The organism is Mesorhizobium sp. WSM4313 (assembly GCF_002294725.1).
Lineage (GTDB): Bacteria > Pseudomonadota > Alphaproteobacteria > Rhizobiales > Rhizobiaceae > Mesorhizobium.
The window spans coordinates 288,288-307,946 of the sequence record NZ_NSFT01000007.1; the positions used below are offsets into that span (position 1 = coordinate 288,288).

Annotated in this window: 21 protein-coding genes; 10 read left to right on the top strand and 11 right to left on the bottom strand. The window is 64.8% G+C overall.

What is annotated here, in order from left to right; genetic code table 11:
• Positions 1-10: 10 nt before the first annotated feature.
• On the bottom strand, positions 11-934 hold the full coding sequence (locus CK219_RS18470) for a 3-keto-5-aminohexanoate cleavage protein (protein WP_095768163.1): 924 nt from the start codon (positions 932-934) through the stop codon (positions 11-13).
• 131 nt (positions 935-1,065) lie between these two features.
• Here CK219_RS18470 and CK219_RS18475 point away from each other — a divergent pair, with 131 nt between their 5' ends.
• Positions 1,066-2,046: a GlxA family transcriptional regulator gene (locus tag CK219_RS18475; protein WP_095768164.1), complete on the top strand. Its 981-nt coding sequence runs from the start codon at positions 1,066-1,068 to the stop codon at positions 2,044-2,046.
• On the opposite strand, the gene CK219_RS18480 is transcribed toward CK219_RS18475, so the two are convergent.
• The 3 genes from CK219_RS18480 to xylA form a co-directional block, all read right to left on the bottom strand.
• Complete coding sequence (locus CK219_RS18480) at positions 2,027-2,800, bottom strand: TIGR01458 family HAD-type hydrolase (RefSeq protein WP_095768165.1); 774 nt, start codon at positions 2,798-2,800, stop codon at positions 2,027-2,029. The genes CK219_RS18475 and CK219_RS18480 overlap by 20 nt on opposite strands.
• Positions 2,801-2,848: 48 nt before the next feature.
• Complete coding sequence (locus tag CK219_RS18485) at positions 2,849-3,052, bottom strand: hypothetical protein (protein WP_095768166.1); 204 nt, start codon at positions 3,050-3,052, stop codon at positions 2,849-2,851.
• A gap of 169 nt (positions 3,053-3,221) precedes the next feature.
• Positions 3,222-4,547, bottom strand: coding sequence for a xylose isomerase (gene xylA, locus CK219_RS18490; protein WP_095768167.1), 1,326 nt, complete (start codon positions 4,545-4,547; stop codon positions 3,222-3,224).
• A gap of 111 nt (positions 4,548-4,658) precedes the next feature.
• Between xylA and CK219_RS18495 the strand changes: the two genes are divergently transcribed.
• On the top strand, positions 4,659-5,021 hold the full coding sequence (locus CK219_RS18495) for a nuclear transport factor 2 family protein (RefSeq protein WP_095768220.1): 363 nt from the start codon (positions 4,659-4,661) through the stop codon (positions 5,019-5,021).
• 194 nt (positions 5,022-5,215) lie between these two features.
• Here the strand turns inward: CK219_RS18495 and xylB are convergent, their stop codons facing one another.
• The 3 genes from xylB to CK219_RS18515 all read right to left on the bottom strand — a co-directional run bounded on the left by xylB (position 5,216) and on the right by CK219_RS18515 (position 8,700).
• Positions 5,216-6,670 (bottom strand): xylulokinase, encoded by a 1,455-nt coding sequence (gene xylB, locus CK219_RS18505; protein WP_095768169.1) that lies wholly within the window; start codon positions 6,668-6,670, stop codon positions 5,216-5,218.
• Between the two features lie 82 nt (positions 6,671-6,752).
• Positions 6,753-8,072 (bottom strand): tetratricopeptide repeat protein, encoded by a 1,320-nt coding sequence (locus tag CK219_RS18510; protein ID WP_095768170.1) that lies wholly within the window; start codon positions 8,070-8,072, stop codon positions 6,753-6,755.
• A 4-nt stretch (positions 8,073-8,076) separates the two neighbouring features.
• Positions 8,077-8,700, bottom strand: a complete 624-nt coding sequence (locus CK219_RS18515; RefSeq protein ID WP_095768171.1) for a LysE family translocator — start codon at positions 8,698-8,700, stop codon at positions 8,077-8,079.
• Between the two features lie 325 nt (positions 8,701-9,025).
• Here CK219_RS18515 and CK219_RS18520 point away from each other — a divergent pair, with 325 nt between their 5' ends.
• The 8 genes from CK219_RS18520 to CK219_RS18555 all read left to right on the top strand — a co-directional run bounded on the left by CK219_RS18520 (position 9,026) and on the right by CK219_RS18555 (position 15,674).
• Entirely contained in the window at positions 9,026-9,694 is a 669-nt protein-coding gene (locus CK219_RS18520; RefSeq protein ID WP_245340522.1) for a L,D-transpeptidase, read from the top strand.
• A 112-nt stretch (positions 9,695-9,806) separates the two neighbouring features.
• Entirely contained in the window at positions 9,807-10,973 is a 1,167-nt protein-coding gene (locus tag CK219_RS18525) for a diphosphate--fructose-6-phosphate 1-phosphotransferase (RefSeq protein WP_095768173.1), read from the top strand.
• Positions 10,973-11,734 carry an MBL fold metallo-hydrolase gene (locus CK219_RS18530; RefSeq protein WP_095768174.1) on the top strand — a complete coding sequence of 254 codons (762 nt, stop codon included), beginning with the start codon at positions 10,973-10,975 and terminating at the stop codon, positions 11,732-11,734. Before CK219_RS18525 ends, CK219_RS18530 begins: the two co-directional genes overlap by 1 nt.
• Before the next feature lie 189 nt (positions 11,735-11,923).
• Positions 11,924-13,462 (top strand): DegQ family serine endoprotease, encoded by a 1,539-nt coding sequence (locus CK219_RS18535; protein ID WP_095768175.1) that lies wholly within the window; start codon positions 11,924-11,926, stop codon positions 13,460-13,462.
• Between the two features lie 125 nt (positions 13,463-13,587).
• Positions 13,588-14,199 (top strand): sulfite oxidase-like oxidoreductase, encoded by a 612-nt coding sequence (locus CK219_RS18540; protein ID WP_095768176.1) that lies wholly within the window; start codon positions 13,588-13,590, stop codon positions 14,197-14,199.
• Positions 14,200-14,223: 24 nt separating this feature from the next.
• On the top strand, positions 14,224-14,970 hold the full coding sequence (locus CK219_RS18545) for a ferredoxin reductase (protein WP_095768177.1): 747 nt from the start codon (positions 14,224-14,226) through the stop codon (positions 14,968-14,970).
• Between the two features lie 69 nt (positions 14,971-15,039).
• Positions 15,040-15,273, top strand: coding sequence for an AbrB/MazE/SpoVT family DNA-binding domain-containing protein (locus CK219_RS18550; RefSeq protein WP_095768178.1), 234 nt, complete (start codon positions 15,040-15,042; stop codon positions 15,271-15,273).
• Positions 15,270-15,674: a type II toxin-antitoxin system VapC family toxin gene (locus CK219_RS18555; protein WP_095768179.1), complete on the top strand. Its 405-nt coding sequence runs from the start codon at positions 15,270-15,272 to the stop codon at positions 15,672-15,674. The genes CK219_RS18550 and CK219_RS18555 overlap by 4 nt, the downstream gene beginning before the upstream one ends.
• 25 nt (positions 15,675-15,699) lie before the next feature.
• Here CK219_RS18555 and CK219_RS18560 read toward each other — a convergent pair whose 3' ends face one another.
• The 4 genes from CK219_RS18560 to CK219_RS18575 are packed head-to-tail and all read right to left on the bottom strand — an operon-like array spanning position 15,700 to position 19,647.
• Positions 15,700-17,172: a nucleotidyltransferase family protein gene (locus tag CK219_RS18560; protein WP_095768180.1), complete on the bottom strand. Its 1,473-nt coding sequence runs from the start codon at positions 17,170-17,172 to the stop codon at positions 15,700-15,702.
• The gene (locus CK219_RS18565) at positions 17,172-17,849 is read right to left on the bottom strand and encodes a glycosyltransferase family A protein (protein WP_095768181.1); all 678 of its coding nucleotides are present in this window, start codon (positions 17,847-17,849) and stop codon (positions 17,172-17,174) included. Before CK219_RS18565 ends, CK219_RS18560 begins: the two co-directional genes overlap by 1 nt.
• A complete protein-coding gene (locus CK219_RS18570) occupies positions 17,849-18,601 on the bottom strand; it encodes a glycosyltransferase family A protein (RefSeq protein ID WP_095768182.1) in 753 nt (250 codons plus the stop codon). Before CK219_RS18570 ends, CK219_RS18565 begins: the two co-directional genes overlap by 1 nt.
• On the bottom strand, positions 18,598-19,647 hold the full coding sequence (locus CK219_RS18575) for a serine kinase (RefSeq protein WP_095768183.1): 1,050 nt from the start codon (positions 19,645-19,647) through the stop codon (positions 18,598-18,600). The genes CK219_RS18570 and CK219_RS18575 overlap by 4 nt, the downstream gene beginning before the upstream one ends.
• Positions 19,648-19,659: the final 12 nt, after the last annotated feature.

Genomic DNA, 19,659 nt, shown 5'->3' on the forward strand with positions numbered 1-19,659 from the left:
CGCGCCCGCCTTACGCCGCGGCCGCGATCGGTGCTCGCTTGGTCAGGTTGAGCTTCTTGCGCACTTCCTCAGGCCCCAGGATACGCGCGCCGAGATTGGTGACGATGCTGGCCGCGCGCTCGACCAGCTGCGCGTTTGTCGCCAGCACGCCCTTGTCGAGCCACAGATTGTCTTCCAGGCCGACGCGGACATTGCCGCCGGCAAGCACCGCAGCCGCCGCATAGGCCATCTGGTTGCGGCCGATCGAGAAGGCCGACCAGTTCCAGGTCGAGGGCACGTTGTTGACCATCGCCATGAAGGTGTTGAGGTCGTCCGGCGCGCCCCATGGCACGCCCATGCAGAGCTGCACCAGCGCGTCTGGTTCGAGCACCTTTTCCTCGACCAGTTGCTTGGCGAACCACAGATGTCCAGTATCGAAGGCCTCGATCTCCGGCTTCACGCCCAGCGCCGTCATCATGCCGCCCATGGCGCGCAGCATGCCGGGCGTGTTGGTCATCACATAATCGGCCTCGGCGAAGTTCATCGTGCCGCAATCCAGCGTGCAGATCTCCGGCAGGCACTGGCGCACATGCTCCATGCGGTTGGTGGCGCCTCCCATGTCGGTGCCCTTCTCGTTGAGCGGCAAAGGCGCTTCCGGCGAGCCGAACACCATGTCGCCACCCATGCCGGCGGTGAGGTTCAGCACCACGTCGACGTTCGCTTCGCGGATGCGCTCCGTCACCTCGCGGTAGAGATGCACGTCGCGCCTCGGCTTGCCGGTCTCGGGGTCGCGCACATGGCAATGGACGATCGCTGCACCCGCCTTGGCGGCGTCGATCGCCGAATCGGCGATCTGCTTGGGCGAGCGCGGCACATGCGGGCTGCGGTCCTGCGTGCCGCCGGAGCCGGTCACGGCACAGGTAATGAAGACCTCGCGGTTCATCGCAAGCGGCATCTTGATCCTCCCAGATTCGATCGGCCATGCATGCCACCCAGAAGCGGGAGCCGATAGCGGCACGGCATGCACGGCAATTCAGCAAGAATGCCCGACTTGCCGGAAACTGTTTTGCGTTTTACGAAGCTCTCATGATCAAAAGCGAAAAGCCGACCATCTTTAGGTCCGAGCGCGAGACGCTCAAGGTTACGCTCCTCGTGTTCTCGGGGTCCTCGATCATGTGCGTGGCTTCGGCGGTCGACCCGCTGCGCGCAGCAAACCGCATCTCAGGCGAGACGCTGTTCGATTTCAAGCTGGTCTCGGTCACCGGCGAGGCGCCGGTGACGACATGCGGCCTCCCCGTGGCCGTCAGCGGCCGCTTCGACGCGGCCGAGGCCACCGACATGCTGGTTGTCGTCGCCGGCTTCGGCACGCAGAACTACGCCACCTCGGCATTGCTCGCGGGTCTGCGCCGGGCAGCGCGCGCTGCACGCGCCTGCGGTGGTGTCGAGGCAGGCACCTGGCTGGTGGCGCGCGCCGGCCTGCTCGAGGGCCGCAGCGCCACCACCCATTGGGAAGACATGGAGGATTTCTCGACCGCGTTTCCGGGCGTGGATGTGCGGCCGGACCGCTATGTCATCGACGGGCCGGTCTTCACCTCCGGCGGCGCTTCGCCAACCTTCGACCTGATGCTGCATCTCATCCGCACCCGGCTCGGCATGGCCGCCGCGCTCGATGTGGCGAGCGTCTTCATCTACGATCAGGCGCGCGCCGCGACCGACGCGCAGCCGCTGGTCTCGCTTGGCCGGCTCGACGGCTACGATCCGCGGCTTGCCCAAGCGATCCGGCTGATGGAAGCGCATGTCGACCAGCCGCTCACCATTGACGCCGTGGCAAAACGCGCCGGCGTCACGGCAAGGACGCTGGAAAGCATTTTTCGCAAGTCGATCGGCGAGACGCCCGGCGCCTATTATCTGAGGCTGCGCCTCAGCGCCGCGCGGCGTCTGGTGGTCGATACGCGCATTGCCATGGCGGACATCGCCGGGCGTACAGGCTTTTCCTCCGCCGCAGCATTTTCCAGGGCATTTTCAAGAGCTTTCGGCGAGGCACCGGTCAGGCTGCGGCGCGGTTGAGAATCCAGTCTGTTGCGGCGGCGAGGTCATCGACCACTGCCGTCGGAGCCGGATCGTATCGCGTCTCGTCCTTGGGTCGGTACTTGCCGGTTCGCACGAGCAGCGCCGCGCCGAGCCCGGCACGCAGCCCGCCGGCGACGTCGCTCTCCGCGTCGTCGCCGACCATGACCGCATCGGCCGCAGGGCAGTTCAAATCGGCGAGCGCCGAAAGGAAGAAGTCCGCCGACGGCTTGCCGAGCACGACGGGGCTTCGGCGGCTGGCGAATTCGAGGGCCGCAACGAAGGCGCCGGCGTCGAGGCTGAGCTGGCCGTCCGCATCCTTGAAGGTGCGGTTGGTGGCCAAAGCCACAAAATCGGCACCAGCGGATAACGCGCGAAAAGCACGGTTGAGACTGGCGTAGCCGAATGCCTCGCCGGCATCCCCCACGACAACCGCCTTGCCGCTTCCTCCCTCCAGGCCCGAAAACTCTGCTTCGAGATCGGGATGGACGAGCAGATGCGGCTCGCGGCCATGCCTGCGCAACCATTCGATCGCAGCGCGCGCCGGCGTCAGCAATTCTTCATCCGCAGCTTCGATGCCCATGGCGGCAAGTTGCGCGACGATCTTGCTGCGCGGCGAGCGTGTCGTGTTGCTGACAAAGCGGAGCGGCAGGCCGGCCTTGCGCAAACGCTCGACCGCGGTCACGGCACCTGCGATCGGGGTATCGCCATCATAGACGACACCCACAAGATCAAGCAGCACCGCGCGTATCATCGGTGCAGGATGGAGAAGCCACCTCTTTTCGTCAAATCACGGGAATTGTCAGGCGGCGTCGCGGCCTTCGCCGACGATGCGCGTACGCATGCTCTTGGCCAGCGCCGTTTCCAACCGCGCGGCGACCGCGCGGTCCCATTCATTTGTCTTGCGGCCACCGTCCTTCGAATGCGGCAAGGCCATCAGCCGGTCGATGATCGATCCGGTTTCACCGGACGAAAGCAGGGCGTCGATCTCGCGTTCATGCTGCATATCGGTTCGCCTCCTTCTTCTTCACCCGCCACAGGAGCCACGTTTATACGAGTTCCGTGACGGCTGTTTGAAGGCAAGAGCGGGGCGATTGAGGGGCGGCTCGGGGCAAACCTTGTCGTGAAGTTCTGCCCCGCGCGAATGCTATACGCTCGGCATTCCGCCTGAGCGATCAGACGTATCTGTTGACGATATTCTCCAGCAGCTCCTGCCGGCCGGAGCGCGGCTGCGGCTCGATCTTCTCCTTCACCACGCGGTCGGCGATCTCCTCCAGCGTGCGCTCGCCCGAAAGCATTGCCTTGCCTTCGGCGGTGTTCCAGCCGGCATAGCGCTCGGCGAGCGGGCCGGACAGCGCCTTGTCCTCGATCATCTTTGCCGCCGCCTTGAGGCCGCGTGCGCAGGCATCCATGCCGCCGATATGGCCGATCAGGAGGTCGTCCGGATCGAGCGACTGCCGCCTGAGCTTGGCGTCGAAATTGGTGCCGCCGGTCTTGAAGCCGCCGCCCTGCAGGACCTGGTAATAGGCCAATGCCATTTCCGGCACGTTGTTGGGGAACTGGTCGGTGTCCCAGCCCGACTGGTAGTCGTTGCGGTTCATATCGATCGAACCGAAGATTCCAAGCGCATTCGCCAAAGCCAACTCGTGCTCGAAGGAATGGCCGGCCAGGATCGCGTGGCCCTGCTCGATGTTGAGCTTTACTTCCTTCTCCAGACCGAAGCGCTTGAGGAAGCCGTAGACGGTCGCGACGTCGTAGTCGTACTGGTGCTTCGTCGGCTCCTGCGGCTTCGGCTCGATCAGGATCGTGCCCGTGAAGCCGATCTTGTGCTTGTAGTCGACGACGAGGTTGAGGAAGCGGCCGGCCTGCTCCTGCTCGCGGGCAAGGTCGGTGTTGAGCAAGGTCTCATAGCCCTCGCGGCCGCCCCACAGCACATAGTTCTCGCCCTTGAGCTTCTTGGTAACGTCGATACATTTCTTCACCGTCGCCGCCGCATAGGCGAACACATCCGGATCGGGATTAGTGGCCGCGCCCGACATGAAGCGCCGGTGCGAGAAAAGGTTCGCCGTGCCCCAGAGCAGCTTGACGCCGGTCTGTTTCATCTTGTCGGCGAAATAGTCGGTGATCTCGTCGAGGCGCGCGGCGCTCTCCGAAAAGTCCTTGCCTTCCGGGCGCACGTCCGCGTCGTGGAAGCAGAAATAGGGCGCGCCGAGCAGCGAGAACATTTCGAAGGCAACGTCGGCCTTGAGCTTGGCCAGATCCATCGTGTCGACGCCGCCCGGCTTGGCGAACCAAGGGCGGTCGAAGGTCTGGCCGCCGAAGGGGTCGCCGCCCGGCCATGCGAAGGAATGCCAGTAGGCGACGGCGAAGCGCAGATGGTCTTCCAGCCGCTTGCCGGCCACCACCTCATCGGGGTTGTAGTAGCGGTAGGCCAGCGGATTGGTCGAATCCGGCCCTTCATATTTGATCTTCTTGATGTCGCCGAAAAATCCGCTGCTCATGGTTTCCTTCCTCTCCGAGATGGTTTCCCGATTACCTCAGGCGTAATTGGTTTCACTCTTTTGCCGGGCGAAAAGCGTCATGTCGAAACGATCCAACGAAGGACCATGACAATGACCGACCTCAACACGATTGCCCGCAACTACATCGCCGCCTGGAACGAGAGCGATGCGCAGCGCCGCAAGGCGCTGCTCGAAGCCGCCTTCACCAGCGACGTCAGCTATCGCGACCCGGTCATGCAGGGCGACGGCCATGACGGCATCGCCGCGCTGATAGACGGCGTGCAACAGCGCTTCGCCGGCTTCCGCTTCTCGCTGAAGGGTGAGCCGGACGGTTTCGCGGACAAGATCCGCTTCTCGTGGAATCTTGGGCCGGAAGGCACGGAATCCGTCATCGAAGGCACCGACATCGGCGTCATCGAGGATGGCCGCCTGAAGAGCGTCACCGGGTTTTTGGACAAGGTGCCGGCGCAGTGATAACTGGGGAGGTGGGATGCGAGGCCCCCCTCTCTGGCCTGCCGGCCATCTCCCCCTCAGGGGGGGAGATTGGCAGCTTCGAGGCCTCGCCTCTCCTTGCAACGCCGGCGATTGGCGAAAGCCGGCGTGACATCCAATCTCCCCCCTTGCGGGGAAGATGCCCGGCAGGGCAGAGAGGGGGGCCTCGCGCATAGTCACGCAGTTATCGCTCTTATCGCCGGATACAGCGCCCGATATCTCTGATACGCATCAGCATAAGCGCCACCCAGCCCGACATCCGGCTCGATCGTCGCATCCGTGGCCGGCGCAGTGCAGACGGCAAGCGGATCGGCCCCCGTCGCGGCAATCAACCCCAACCTTGCCGCGCCGAAAGCGGCGCCGAAATCGCCGTCGGTCGGAATATCGACCGGAACCTGCAGCGCGGTGGCGATCGCTTTCAGCCAGTAGCGCGAGCGCGAGCCGCCGCCGATCGCGGTCACCCGGCTCAGCGTCGTGCCGGCCGTCTTCAGCGCTTCGAGACTGTCGCGGAAGGCGAAGGCGACGCCCTCGAGCACGGCCTGCGTCAGCACGGCTCGGCTCGATTGATGCGCGAGGCCAGTGAAGGAGCCGCGGATGGCGGAATCATTGTGTGGCGTGCGCTCGCCCGAGAGATAGGGCAGGAAGGTAACGCCCGTCGGCGCCTTTAGCGTATCGCCGAGTTCGCCGGTCAGGTCGCCGGCGCTCTTTGCCGTGATCTCCGACAGCCAGTTGAGCGAATCGGTGGCCGAAAGGATCACGCCCATCTGGTGCCAGGTGTCGGGCAGCGCATGGCAGAATGTGTGGACCGCGCTTTCCGGATTGGGCAGATAGGAGGCGTTCGCCGCAAACAGCACGCCCGACGTGCCGAGCGACACGAAAGCGTGGCCGGCGCCGACCGTGCCCATGCCGCAGGCCGAGGCCGCGTTGTCGCCGGCGCCGCCGGCGATTGGAATACCCGCCGCGATTCCCCATTTGGAAGCGAGCTCGTTCCGCAAGGCGCCGGCCTTGGCAGTTCCTTCGACCAGCGAGGGCATGTGCTTTTCGTCGAGCGATGTCACCGCCAGCAATTCAGGCGCCCAGCGGCGCCTGCCGACATCCAGCCACGAGGTGCCGGCCGAATCCGACATCTCGGAAATATGCTCGCCGGTCAGCCAGAGCCGCAGGTAATCCTTTGGCAGCAGCACCTTGGCCACTTTGGCGAAGATTGCCGGCTCGTTGTTCTTCACCCAGGCAAGCTTCGGCGCGGTGAAGCCCGGGAAGACGATGTTGCCGGTGAGCTTGCGGAAGCGTGGATCGGCATCGAGCGCGGCCGCCTCGACATGGCTGCGCGTGTCGTTCCACAGGATGCAGGGGCGCAGCACCTTGTCCGAGGCGTCGAGGAGGGTGGCGCCGTGCATTTGGCCGGAAAGGCCGATGCCCTTGATCGCGGTGAGCTCCTTCGGATGGGAACCCTTGAGTTCGGCAATCGCCGTCTCGCAGGCCTCGATCCAATGCGCCGGATCCTGCTCCGACCAGCCGGGATGCGGCCGCGAGACATCGAGCGAGCCATGGCCGGAGCCGATGACCTTCTGGCCGTCGTCGATCAGCAGCGCCTTGACGCCCGAAGTGCCCAGGTCGAGGCCGAGATACATGATTTCCTCCCACTGCCGTTAATTTTTTCGGATCTCGAAAAAATCTGGCTTGGCCAGTTTTTAGGACAAGATCCGCTCCGGGTCAATTCTCTGACAAATCGGCGGCGCGACGCGAGAACCGCGCCGACAGCGGGCTGTCGGGTCTGGCGAGCTGCCGTTCGGCCGTCAGCGCCCGCGCGAGCGCCGTATCGCCGGCGCGCAACGCGGCCTCGATCAGCGTCAGGTCGATCACGTCGCGCTGCGCATGGCTGCCGCCGAAACGATGCGCGATCGAGCGGATCGGCCGGATCAGGCGCACGGCCTCGTCATATTTGCCTTCGCCGAAAGCCTTGATCGCAAGCGTCAGCTGATGGCCGACATCGCGCGTGAACGCGGCGTTGTCATCCTCGCCGCGCATCGCCTCGCGCTGCGTCTCGATCAGCGTTTTCGCCGGCGCCTCCAGCCCTGCGCCGACAAAGGCCATCATCGCATGCGCGTCGTTGAAGGCATAATTGCCGGCGGCGGCTTTTGGCATCCAGTTGCCGGCAAGCGCCGCCCAGCGGTCGCCGACATCGACGCCGCCCAGAGCGAGGCGCCACAGGATCGCCGAGGCATCGACCATATTGAGCGCCAATGTCGAGCGGTCGCCATAGATCGGCCCGTCATAGAGCTTGAGCACCTCGTCGGTTTCGCCGAGATCGTAATGGAACAGCGCCAGGTGCCACCAATTGTGGATCTGGAGAAAACTCTCCTTGGTCCATGCATCTGGATTGGCGCGCATCCAGGCGATGCCGTCTCGTTGCCGGCTTTGCATTTCCATGACATGCGCGACCGCATGCTGCGCCCAGCCGTCGCGCGGCTCGATCTCCACAGCCTGCCGGCCGAAGGATTCGGCACGTCCATAATCGCCCATCTCTTCCAGCCCGAAGGCCTGCATGCCGAGAATGGCGTGGTAGCCCGGCATGCCTTTCTGCCACGCCGGCAGCGCCCGGCCGATACGGTCGCGCAGCATGCGCGCATTGCCGGTGAAGAAATCGATCTGGTGCCCGACCTGCAGCGCTAGCGCATCGCGCGGAGTGTCGATCGCGATGTCTTCGAGGATGCGCGCGGCTTCATGCCAGCGGCCATCGGCGAGATGCCCAAGCGCCGCAACATGCGCCCGTTCGCGCGCGGTGCCGGCGAGTGGCAGCGCCGCCATGTGGCATGATCGCGCGACGGCCATCGCGTCCCGCTCGGTGGCGAGGCCGAACAGATAGCCCTTGAACACATGCGCCATGACGAAGGTCGGATCATCGGCGATGGCGCGGTCGATAGAACCGACCGGATCGCCGATGAAGCATTGCAATTCATGCACGGCGCGGGCGTAGGACGAAAACCCGGCTTCGGTCACACCGGAATAGGTAAGACCGAACGTGTCCTTCATAGCGTCAGTTGGCCGACCGCATCGCCACCGTGGCAATGCCGGCGCCGACCAGCAGCGTGCCGCCAGTACGGTTGAAGATGCGGATCGCCTTCGGGTTGCGAACGATTGCCCGGGCCCTGGATGCGACCAGCGCGTAGCCGAAGGCGTTTGCGAAGGCCAAAGTCAGGAAGGTCGTCTCGAAGATCAGCATCTGCGTCCAGAAGTCGGCATGCCGGTCGAGGAATTGCGGCAGGAAGGCGACGAAGAAGGTGATGCTCTTCGGGTTCAGCGCCGTCACCAGCCAGGCATGCGCCATCATTCGTGCCGCCGAGACCGCGTCGGTGCGCGGTTCCGCCTTCAGCGCGCCGCCGGCGCGGAACAGTTTTATGCCGAGATAGATGAGATAGCCGGCGCCGATCACCTTGAGCATGGTGAACACCGTTGCCGAAGCCGCGAGCAGCGCGCCGATGCCGAGCATCGACAGCGTCATGGCGGTGAAGTCGCCCAGCGCCACGCCCACCGCCATCGGCAATGCGGTGCGCCAGCCTTGCCCAAGCGCATAGGAGACGACCAGGAGGATCGTCGGGCCAGGAATGATGAGAAGAATGGAAGAGGCGGCGGCGAAGGCAGCCCAGCTTTCGAAGGACATTTCCCTGCTCCTTGAGCGCAAAGAAAAGGATAAATCCTGGGGCCGGCGAGAATGTAAAGGGGCTGTCGGAAAAATCTTCAGCGCCCGGACCGGCGGCTCATCTACCGCCATAACGATCCGTTAGGGTTAAGCCCGGCACGGGCTCTTTCACCCTTTTTCAACGATGAATGGCGAAAATGCCTGCGATCCGGCCGGACCCCCGCCGGCAGCGTAGGGTTTGTGCATGCGCGAGTTGCCGCAACGTCTGACGCCGCCTTCCAACGGCGCCGCAATCGATACCGAAATTCAGCTTTCCCGCCGCGCCGTGCTTTCCGGCGCCGGCGCCATGGCGCTGCTCGGCCTTGCCGGCTGCAGCACCACCGACACGCTCGACCTGCCGCAAATACAGCTCGACAACACCGTCACCGGTTCCGTGCCGCCGATGCGTCCGGCGATCAGCGTCGACAAGAACATTACCGGCCCGGACGTCATGTATGCCTCGCTCACCGACGGCGGCTTCCAGGTGCCGGAGGTGCCGTGGCAGAAGGTCAAGCCGCAGTTCCGCCGCCAGATCGTCGTCGACAAGACCGGCGAGGCGCCTGGCACCATCGTCGTCCACTTGCAGGAGCGCATGCTCTATCTCGTCCAGCCGGGCGGCGATGCCATCCGCTACGGCGTCGGCATCGGGAAGGATGGCTTCCGCTGGTCGGGCCGCGCCAATATCCAGTACGGCCGCGAATGGCCGGTGTGGACGCCGCCGCCGGAAATGATCCAGCGCAAGCCCGAACTGGTGAAATGGCAAGGCGGCCAGCCCGGCGGGCTCACGAATCCGCTGGGCGCCCGGGCGCTCTATATCTACCAGAACGGCAAGGACACCGGCTACCGCATCCACGGCTCGCCCGAATGGTGGAGCATCGGGCAGGCAATGTCGTCGGGCTGCGTGCGTCTCATCAACCAGGACATTATCGACCTCTACAGTCGCGTTTCCAAGAAGAACCCGGTCGTCGTGGTCTGATCTTTCCAGGCGACCTGTCTGGCTGCCTCTTCGAGATCCCGTTTCTTCCGTTGCGCGATGCCGCAAGACAGGCCAAGGTACCTGAAAACCTTCGCTTCGGGAGAAATCGAGCATGGCTGGAACCTTCGTCATCGCGCAGGGCGGCGGCCCGACCGCCGTCATCAACCAGACGGTCGTCGGCGCCACGCTGGAAGTCCGCAAGCGCCATCCCGGCGCCAAGGTGCTGGGCTCGCTCCATGGCGTGCGCGGCATCCGCGATGGCAATTATGTCGATCTCTCCGCCATTCCCGAGGACCGGCTGCGGCTGATCGCCGGCACGCCGAGCGCCGCCCTCGGCTCGACCCGCGACAAGCCGGACGCCGCCTATTGCGAGGTTATCCTAAACGGCCTGAAGAAAGCCGGCGCCGACGCCTTCATCTATATCGGCGGCAACGACACCTCAGGCACGCAGCAGATCCTGACCGATGCCGCCGGCGGCTCGATCGCCTTCGTGCATGCGCCCAAGACCATCGACAACGACCTTGAGGAGAACGACCACACACCGGGCTTCATCTCGGCGGCCGAATTCGTCGCCGGCGCCTTCCTCTCCGTCGACCTCGATTTCCGCGCGCTGCCCGGCATCTATGTCGGCATCGTCATGGGCCGGCACGCCGGCTTCCTCACCGCCGCCGCGGCCGCCTGGCAGCTCGATCCCGACAGCGGCCCGCATCTGATCTATGTGCCGGAGCGCGCGTTCTCGGCGAAGCGCTTCATCGATGAGGTTCGCGAAAAGCTGGACCGCCACAAGCGCTGCATCGTCGCCGTCTCGGAAGGCGTCAGCACCGCCGACGGCAAGGCGCTGGTCGAAAGCCTGGTGCCGCCGGAAAAGCTGGAGCGCGACCAGCATGGCAATGTCAAACTGTCGGGCAGCGACCTGCCGGCGGCGCTCGAACGGGCCCTGGCCGAGGGCCTGCCCGGCAAGCGCGCGCGGGTCGACGCGCTGGGTTACATGCCGCGCGGTTATGTCGGCGCGATCAGCGCCGTGGACGCCAAGGAAGCCTTCGACGCCGGCGCTTTCGCGGTTGCTGTCGCAGGCGAAGGCGGCGGCTCGGTCGCGCTGCAATATGACGGGTCGAAGACGGTGTTGAAGAAGGTGCCGCTGGAGGCGGTGGCCGGCAAGACCCGCCATATGCCCGACGATTTCATGAAGCCGGACGTCAACCAGCTTTCGGAAGCCGGCATGGCCTATCTGAAGCGGCTGGTGCCCGAAAAATACAAGGTCGGGAAGCCCTTCGTCTGATGGGCGGCGGCTCGATCCCCGAGCTTGCGGTTGGCGACTGGTTCGGCAAGGCGAAAGTCGATGCCGGCACGACGATGCTGACCGAACCCTTCGTGCATGATTTCGTGCGCGCCAACATGTGGCATTTGAAGGGCCGCGACGCCGATCTGCTGGTCGATACCGGCATGGGCATCCGTCCGCTGGCGCCTGAGATCGACACGCCGCCCGGCAAGCCGCTCATCGTCGTCGCCACGCACGTCCATCTTGACCATGTAGGCTCGCTGCATGAATTCCCGCTGCGCCTGGGGCCTAGGATGAGCGCGGCGCGGTTCGACGTCATGGATGATGCTGTCACTTACGCCTACATGTTCCACAATCTCGACGGCGCCGTCTCGAAACTGCCGGCGCCGGACTGGAAGGCGGCCGATTACCGGATTCCCTCAGCACCGCTGACGCGTGCGCTCGACGAAGGCGACATCGTCGATCTCGGCGACCGCAAATTCCGTGTGCTGCATCTGCCTGGACACTCGCCGGATTCGATCGCGCTTTTCGACGAGGCCGATGGCCTCTTCCTCGCCGGCGATGCCATCTATGACGGCATGCTGATCGACGATCTGCCGGATTCGGACCGCACGGCCTATTGCCGCACCATGCGGCGCCTGCTCGACCTGCCGATCCGCATCGGCCATGGCGGCCATGGCCCGAGTTTTACCGGCCAGCGAATGCGTGAGATCGCCTCCGCTTATCTGCGCCGGAGAGAGCGGTTCGTAAGCGCTCTCTGAATTAAATCTTCGTAAGGTCATCCAAAGGCCCTGATTCAGGCCATTCCGCACCCTAAATCCTGATTGTCGATCCGGCCGGCTGCCATGCAAGGCGAGGCAGGCAATCCCGGTCGCCGACACGCCAACGGATGCGTGCTTCGAGAACCATCCGGGGCGCCGGATCAACCTCTCGCCCGGACAGAAACGACCATGTCACCCATGAACATTCTTCGCAGACATCGCGTCGCGGCCCTGTTGGGCGCTGCGCTGATCATTTCTCCCGTTATCGGTTCCTTCGCCCAGAACAGTGCCGGCCTGAGCACCGTGGCCGCGACGACGCAGACGCCGGTCGCCGGCATTACCGCTCCGAACGGCTCCTTCGCGCCTGTCATCGCCGTCACCAAGCCGGCCGTCGTCACCATCACCTCGGTCACTAAGGCGCAGGCCCAGGACGATGGCTCGCCGCTTGGCGGCAACGTGCCCTTCGACCAGTTCTTCCAGCAGTTCTTCGGCGATCAGGGCATGCCGATGCCGCGCACGCCGCCGCAGCAACAGGGGCAGCGCGCCGAGGCGCTCGGCTCCGGCTTCATCGTCGGCGCCGACGGCACGATCGTCACCAACAACCATGTCGTCAACGGTGCAAGCTCGATCAAGGTGACGCTCGACGACGGCACCGAGCTTCCCGCAAAGCTCGTCGGACACGACGCCAAGAACGACCTGGCGGTGCTCAAGATCAAGGCCGACAAGCCGCTGCCGACCGTCAAATGGGGCGATTCCAGCAAGCTGATGACCGGCGACCAGGTGCTGGCGATCGGCAATCCGTTCGGCATCGGCACCACGGTCACCGCCGGCATCGTCTCGGCGCGCGGCCGCGACCTGCATAGCGGGCCGTTCGACGACTTCATCCAGATCGACGCGCCGATCAACCACGGCAATTCCGGCGGCCCGCTGGTCGACATCCATGGCAATGTGATCGGCATCAACACCGCCATCTACTCGCCCAATGGCGGCAGCGTCGGCGTAGGCTTCGCCATCCCGTCGGACCAGGCCCAGAAAGTTGTCGCCAAGCTGATGAAGGGCGGCGACATCGAGTACGGCTATCTCGGCGTCCAGATCCAGCCGGTCACCCCGGATGTCGCCAGCGCCATCGGCCTTGATCATCCGGGCGGCGCGCTGGTTTCCCAGGTCATCGACGGGTCGCCGGCGGCCAAGGCCGGCATTGAAACCGGCGATGTCATTACCGGCTTCGGCGGCCAGGAGATCAAGGATCCGAAGGATCTGTCGCGCGCCGTAGCCGACGTGTCGCCGGGCGCCAAGGAAACCGTCAATATCTGGCGCAAGGGCAAGGCGATGGAGATTTCCGCCGATGTCGGCCGCAACGCTGACGATCAGAAGACGGCCTCGAACGGCAATGAAGGCCGCAGCCCGTCGGCCGAACAGGGCTTGCGCGTTCCCTCGCTCGGCCTCGGCCTGACCGACCTCACGCCCGATATCCGCGACCAGCTCAACCTTTCCCAGAGCCAGCGCGGCGCGGTGGTCGAGCGGGTCAATCCGGACAAGGCGGCATCGGCCGCCGGCATCCAGCCCGGCGATGTCATCGTCGGCGTTGACCAGACGCCGGTGAAGACGGCCAGGCAGGCCAACCAGGCGATCGCCGAGGCCGGCAAGTCCGGCAAGAAGTCGGTGCTCTTGCTGATCGATCGCGGTGACGCGCAGATATTCGTCGCCGTTCCCTTCGCCGCCGGCTGACGAGGGCCTCGACAGAGCCTGCCGGCGTCTGCGGCAGGCTCTGTCTGCAAGATTTCTGTTGCTCCCCAGAGCGTCTTCGAGAACACTCCCCGCGATCGACCAAATCCGGCGCAAGGGATGTCTCGATGGTTACGCGTGGCTTCTTTTCCGGACGGCGTCCTCCTTCCGACACCGACACGCGCATCCCGCCGGGCCAGTATCTGGAGCAGGGTTTCCCGGTTTTGTCGGCGGGGCCGACGCCGCGGGTGCGTACCGAGGACTGGTCCTTCACCCTCAAGCGGGGGCCCCGACCGCTCAAGACATGGAACTGGGCCGAATTCAACGCGCTGCCGCAAAGCAAGATGACGCGCGACATCCATTGCGTGACGGCCTGGACCAAGTTCAACACGCCCTGGCAAGGTGTGATGATCGACGACATCCTCGCCGATGCCGGCATCGAGCCACCGACGGCTTACACGCTGGCGCTGTCGTTTGACGGCTATTCCACCAATGTGCCGACCAAGGACCTCGTCACCGGCAAGGCGATGGTGGCGCTGCTTTACGAAGGCAAGCCGATCACGCCTGATCATGGCGGGCCGGCCCGGCTTCTGGTGCCGCATCTCTATTTCTGGAAATCGGCCAAATGGGTGAACGGGCTGCAGTTCACCGAGCGCGACGAGCCGGGCTTCTGGGAGCTGCGCGGCTATCACATGTATGGGGACCCTTGGCGCGAGCAGCGCTATTCCAGTGACCCGTGAGAGGCGATCTGTGAGCAGCAATCGATGAGTGCCGAGCCGTCGCCGCAATCGCCCTGGCAGGCAGCCACGATCACCCGCATCCAAAAGCGCACGCCGCGCGTCACCAGCTTCTGGTTTCAGCCGATGCGGCCCTTCGCCCATCTGGCCGGACAGCATGTCGACATCAGGCTGACGGCGCCGGACGGCTATCAGGCGCGCCGATCCTATTCCATAGCTTCGGCGCCCGAAGCAGGTGCCGTCGTCGAGCTCGCGATCGAGCGGCTCGACGACGGCGAGGTCTCGCCCTTCTTCCACGACGTGGCTGCCGTCGGCGACGAGATCGAGCTGCGCGGGCCGTTGGGCGGCCATTTCATCTGGGAGGAGAGCGACGGCGGGCCGATCCTTCTGGTAGGCGGCGGCTCGGGCGTCGTGCCGCTGATGGCGATGGTGCGCCATCGCACGCTGCGCAACACGGCGGTACCCGTTGTGCTGGTGTTCTCGGCGCGGGTCTGGGACGAGGTGATTTTCCGCGACGAGCTGATCGGTCTCGACGATCGCCGCGACGGTTTCGATCTGGTGCTGACGCTGACCCGCGAGCCGGCGAGGCGGCCGCCCGACTATTCCCGGCGCGTCGACGCCCGCATGATGGCGCAAGCCATCGAGCGCCTGCCGAAGGCACCGAGGCTCGCCTATGTCTGCGGCTCGAACGCCTTCGTCTCGGCCGCCGCTGATGCCCTGATTGGCGCCGGCGTTCCGGCGGGGATTATCCGCACCGAGCGCTATGGAGTTTGACAGAAGCCCGTTGAAATTCGACCGAAAAGGTAATACCTTGCTTACAATTGGTATTACTGAGGAGCGAAGATGGCCACCACCGTTACGTCAAAAGGACAGGTCACCATTCCAAAACCGGTCCGCGATCTGTTGGGGATCGTCCCGGGAAGCAGGGTCGATTTCCGGCGCGCCGCCGATGGGAGCGTAGTGCTTGCTCGTGTCGACAGAAAGCAAACGGCGAGCCGCTTCGCCAAGTTGCGCGGCCATGCCGGCGAGGGGCTTACGACCGACGCGATCATGGCGCTGACGCGTGGTGAAGCGTGACGCTCATCGACACCAACGTCCTGCTTGACCTTGTTACTGACGATCCAAACTGGGCAGATTGGTCGGTTGCTCAGCTTGAGGCGGCGAGCCTCAACGGACCATTGTTTATCAACGATGCGGTCTATGCCGAGCTCGCCGTACGCTACGCCCGCATCGAGGATCTTGACGCTTTTCTCGATGCGGCCGGTCTTGAAATGGCTCCCATGCCGAGGGCCGCTCTTTTCCTTGCCGGAAAGGTATTTACACAGTACCACCGGTCAGGAGGACAAAAGACTGGTGTTTTGCCGGACTTCTTCATTGGTGCGCACGCTGCGGTCGGCCATCTTCCACTTCTGACCCGCGATATCGGCCGATATCGAACCTATTTCCCCTCCCTGAAGCTGATTACCCCAGGCCCTTGAGCCGTCCCGGACTGTTGCGCTGATGTCAGCCGGTCGGAGAGAATTTCGCCGAAACGAGCTGGAAAGGCAGCGCGCCGTAGCTGGCGACGGCCTGCTCGTTGTCCCAGACGCGAAACTGGCGTGACGGCCGAGCCTCCAGCACCAGGGCCCGTCCTGTCCCCTCAAGCTTCACCTTGCCGCGAAAGCGCAGCATCCGCTCCCCGCCGGAACGACTGATCGACATCGAGCGCAGCCGGGCCACGTGCCGGTCGCCCGTATTGATCTCCATCTCGATGCGTCGCCTGACCGGCGGGACGACGATGCGAACGATGAGATCGAGCATCACCTCGCTGGCCTCGCCCTGCGGTCCGTCCAGGGGTTGCGAGAGCACAAATGCGGCAGGCTCGCCTATGGCCTTGGTCGTCACGGACTTGCCGCGCCACACGATGTCGGGCTCGGTCTGCTTCAGCCGGCCTTTCTTGCGCTGCAGGCGCAACTGTTTTGCAAATCCCCGCGACAGCCAGGTCAGCGCGCCGAAATCGGTGCGCGGCTTGGCCTGCAGAACCGACGACAGCCGCGCCGCGCCGCGCCGGTCAGCCATGTCCACCACCTTGGCCAGCACGTCCTCCGGCACAGCGATGCCGATCTCCAGCGCAAGATAGGAAAGCGCCACCGCCGCGGCGACGGCGAGACTGCGCCTGGCGATGACATCGAGGAATATGGTCCAGTCGACAGTGCCGCCCTTGATGGCCACGGTGCAATCGACCAGCCAGTCGCTATGCGTATGTGCGTCGAGGCCGCCATGCGCGATGGCGAGCGCGATGCGGTCGGCGGTCGAGGGGACGACCACGCTGACGTCGCTGAATTTGGCGGCAATCGCGCGGCGCCAGATGGCGAGGTCGTCCTCAGTGTTCTGCTGCGACCCGTCATAGGCAAGCTGATGCAGGTCGATGTCGCCGTAATTGCCCTTGAAGAAATTCATCGAGCGCAGCGATCCCAGCCGTGCGCGCAGATATTGCGGGGAAACACCGCTGGCGATCTGCCAGCCGCGGTCACGCAACACATCGAAGGCCGGCTGCATATCGCCTGGCCGCACCAGTATATCGATGTCATGCGCCACGCGCCCGCGCTGCGCGGCGGCATCGAGCGCGATGCGGCTGGCGCCCTTGATCAACATCACCGTGCAGCCGGCATCGACCATCGCCTTCAGTGCGGGCTCGGCCTCGCGCATGGCCATGCGCGACTTGGTCCATAGCATCTTTTGCAGGCCGACTAGGCGCGGATAAGCGGCGTTGCCGGCAAGCTTGCGTCCGAACCTGTCGGAAATCGCGGCAAGCAACCGGTGTTCCCGGAAGGAGACGTGGTCGATGTCGTTCTCGTTCAGCCAGCCGGCGGCGCAAAGGCGCGCCGCCTCTTCGTCGGGCAGAAGTGCTGCCTTGAGCAACTGGTCGAGCGAGCCAGTCGGCCAGGACCAGCCATAGTCTGGAAAACGCCTGCCGATGCGACGGATCTTCGCCATTAGCGGGAGCTGGCTTTGCTTTGTGCCCGTCGCAGCATGGCCAGGCGTGCCACTTCCAGGTAACCGCGGTCGCGTGCCGCGTCGCGCCCATAGGACAGGCTCCCCGGCCTGATGCGCCGCAGCGCCAGGACATCAGGCATCATGTCGAGGACAAAACCGCTTTCCCGCGCGCGGGCGATCCAGTCGATCATCTCGCCGCGGCCGCCCGGCGGATCGACGATCGGGCCGACGCTCTCCGCGGTCTCCCGGCGCATCAGCATCGTCGAGCGCGACCAGCCGGGGGTTGCGGTCGGGGCCATTGCGTCGGGCTCTCCGTCGCGGAAGGCGCGCATACGGGTGAAGACCCCGGATACGCCGGGAAGCCGTTCGAGATGGGCAAGCTGCGCCGCGATCTTTCCAGGCAGCCAAAGGTCGTCGGCATCGAGCGTGGCCACGAAGGGCGTCGACAGCGCGGCGATGCCGCGGGTGGTCGCGCTGCCGGGTCCGGCATTGTCCTGGCGCAAAAGCCTGAGCGGCAGGTCGATGCCGCTGATCGCGCCGGCGAGATCGTCGGTCGAGCCGTCGTCGACCACCACGACCAGTTCGGGCCGCAACGTCTGCGCCGCCACCGATCGCAGCGTCTCCGCGATCGTGGCGCTGGCGTTGTAGGCCGGAATGACGACGCCGTATGCGCTCATCACATGAACTGCCAGTCCGCGAGTTTCTTCAGTTCGAAGATGCCTTCGATCGGCTTGAGCGAAGGGTTGGCCCTGCGCCGCTTCATCGACTTGTAGATCGCGCGCATGAACTCGCGCGACTGGACATCTTGCTGCCTTGTCATGTTGCCGGCGTGCCGCCGGTAATAAAGCGCCAGCGTGTCCGGAAGCGCGCATCGGGGGCCGACCTCAAAGCTGCGCAGCAGGAAGTCCGTATCCTCGGCCTGGACGAAGTCCTCGTCGAAAGCGCCGATCCGGTCGACCAGACGGCGCGAGAAGATCGCCGCCGAGAGATGGATGCCGCGAACCGTGATGCTGGTGCTGTCGCGGGTCGGCTCCAGCGTCTCGTCGTCGATCCTGTCGACCAGCATCATCCTGGAATAGGTGAGCTCGAGAGAAGGATCGCGCCTGAAAAGGTCCAGATCCGCCGCGAAGCGCCCGGCTGGCGAGATGTCGTCCGAATCGAGAAAGGACACCAGTTCCGTCTCCGGCTTGAGCCGGCTGAGCCCGCTGTTGCGCGCCCGGGTCACGCCCATGTTTTCCTGCCGAAACAGCCGGATACAAGATGCTTCGTCCATCATCGCGCGCACCGCTTGGGCCGATCCATCCGTCGAGCCGTCATCGATGACGATGATGTCGAGATCGGCGGCGTCGCGCTGCCTGATGAGCGAACGCAATGCCGCAACGACATAGCGCTCGCGGTTGTAGACAGGCATGATCACGCTCAACTTCACCGGGCGCTCCGGACAAGGAAATCCGCAATCGTAGCGGCGATTTCTCCTGGGCGTGACCCAAGTGAAATCCGGTAGCATGGCAGTAGCCGGGTCAGATCGCTGAAGAAGCGAAAACCGCTTTCGCGTTCGCCAGGCATCTGGGCGATGCCGGACGGCGCCAGCGCGATGATGGCATCCTTGCGCGAAATCGGTGCGATCGAACTTGTCTTTCCGCCGCTGACATGTGGCACCAGCAACGCGCAAATGTCCAGACTCTCACCTACTGGCCGGGGCGCGATCTCGTGAATGTGGAAGGCATGCTTGCCTTGCCAGTTGAGCGGGCGGCCGGTTCCCAGCCGCCTTTCCAGCCCGAGCCGGGCGAAACCCGGCGGATCCTGCTTCAGGATCGAAAACAGCGGTCGCGCTGTCACGCCGCCGGAAAGATCGATCAGCACGTAATCGTCACCGACGCTGTCCAGCCCGTTGAGCAGTCCTGCAACGACGGTTCCGGATTTTCCCGCACCCCCGGCGCCTGCCAGCAGCACGCCCCTGCCGTCGAGGCCCAGCGTGCCGGCATGGGCAAGGCGCATGCCGCGCGCGGCGTATTCCCAGTGCAGGAAGGCGCGCAGCGGCGACCCCTGCTCCCAAGGCGGAAACGCGTCGGGAGACCGCATCAACTGGACGCCGATCCGTCGGGCGGGATCGTAGACCTGCCAGAAATCCAGATCGTGGTAATGATGGCCGCGCAGCCCTGCCTCCGCAAGTTTCCGGGCAAAGCCGTGCTCGGTGAAATGCGCATCGTCCCAGCTTGCCGGTTTCGGCATGTCGCCGATGCCTGGATGGCCGATGAAGATACGGCATTGGCGGGAGTCCCGCGGATCGCCTTCGGCTTCGATGAAGGCCTGGCCAAGGGCACCCGCGAGCGCGCCGGGATCGAGATGCGCGATCAATTCCAGGCCTGGCAGGCGGACAGCACGCCGGACCGGAAACTGTCCGGCCGCGCCTTCGGCAGCGGCGATGAGAAAGCGGGCATAGTCCGGCAGGGTCTCGAGCGTCACATGTGGCATGGTCTGTTCCGG

Bases quoted from the DNA above. Each gene is read 5' to 3' on its own strand.
- CK219_RS18545 (WP_095768177.1), top strand. From the start codon at position 14,224: ATGAGTGCCGAGCCGTCGCCGCAATCGCCCTGGCAGGCAGCCACGATC.
- xylA (WP_095768167.1), bottom strand. From the start codon at position 4,547: ATGAGCAGCGGATTTTTCGGCGACATCAAGAAGATCAAATATGAAGGG.
- CK219_RS18495 (WP_095768220.1), top strand. From the start codon at position 4,659: ATGACCGACCTCAACACGATTGCCCGCAACTACATCGCCGCCTGGAAC.
- CK219_RS18480 (WP_095768165.1), bottom strand. From the start codon at position 2,800: ATGATACGCGCGGTGCTGCTTGATCTTGTGGGTGTCGTCTATGATGGC.
- CK219_RS18485 (WP_095768166.1), bottom strand. From the start codon at position 3,052: ATGCAGCATGAACGCGAGATCGACGCCCTGCTTTCGTCCGGTGAAACC.
- CK219_RS18535 (WP_095768175.1), top strand. From the start codon at position 11,924: ATGTCACCCATGAACATTCTTCGCAGACATCGCGTCGCGGCCCTGTTG.
- CK219_RS18560 (WP_095768180.1), bottom strand. From the start codon at position 17,172: ATGGCGAAGATCCGTCGCATCGGCAGGCGTTTTCCAGACTATGGCTGG.
- CK219_RS18525 (WP_095768173.1), top strand. From the start codon at position 9,807: ATGGCTGGAACCTTCGTCATCGCGCAGGGCGGCGGCCCGACCGCCGTC.
- CK219_RS18530 (WP_095768174.1), top strand. From the start codon at position 10,973: ATGGGCGGCGGCTCGATCCCCGAGCTTGCGGTTGGCGACTGGTTCGGC.
- xylB (WP_095768169.1), bottom strand. From the start codon at position 6,670: ATGTATCTCGGCCTCGACCTGGGCACTTCGGGCGTCAAGGCGCTGCTG.
- CK219_RS18550 (WP_095768178.1), top strand. From the start codon at position 15,040: ATGGCCACCACCGTTACGTCAAAAGGACAGGTCACCATTCCAAAACCG.
- CK219_RS18540 (WP_095768176.1), top strand. From the start codon at position 13,588: ATGGTTACGCGTGGCTTCTTTTCCGGACGGCGTCCTCCTTCCGACACC.
- CK219_RS18565 (WP_095768181.1), bottom strand. From the start codon at position 17,849: ATGAGCGCATACGGCGTCGTCATTCCGGCCTACAACGCCAGCGCCACG.
- CK219_RS18515 (WP_095768171.1), bottom strand. From the start codon at position 8,700: ATGTCCTTCGAAAGCTGGGCTGCCTTCGCCGCCGCCTCTTCCATTCTT.
- CK219_RS18520 (WP_245340522.1), top strand. From the start codon at position 9,026: ATGGCGCTGCTCGGCCTTGCCGGCTGCAGCACCACCGACACGCTCGAC.
- CK219_RS18470 (WP_095768163.1), bottom strand. From the start codon at position 934: ATGCCGCTTGCGATGAACCGCGAGGTCTTCATTACCTGTGCCGTGACC.
- CK219_RS18475 (WP_095768164.1), top strand. From the start codon at position 1,066: ATGATCAAAAGCGAAAAGCCGACCATCTTTAGGTCCGAGCGCGAGACG.
- CK219_RS18510 (WP_095768170.1), bottom strand. From the start codon at position 8,072: ATGAAGGACACGTTCGGTCTTACCTATTCCGGTGTGACCGAAGCCGGG.
- CK219_RS18575 (WP_095768183.1), bottom strand. From the start codon at position 19,647: ATGCCACATGTGACGCTCGAGACCCTGCCGGACTATGCCCGCTTTCTC.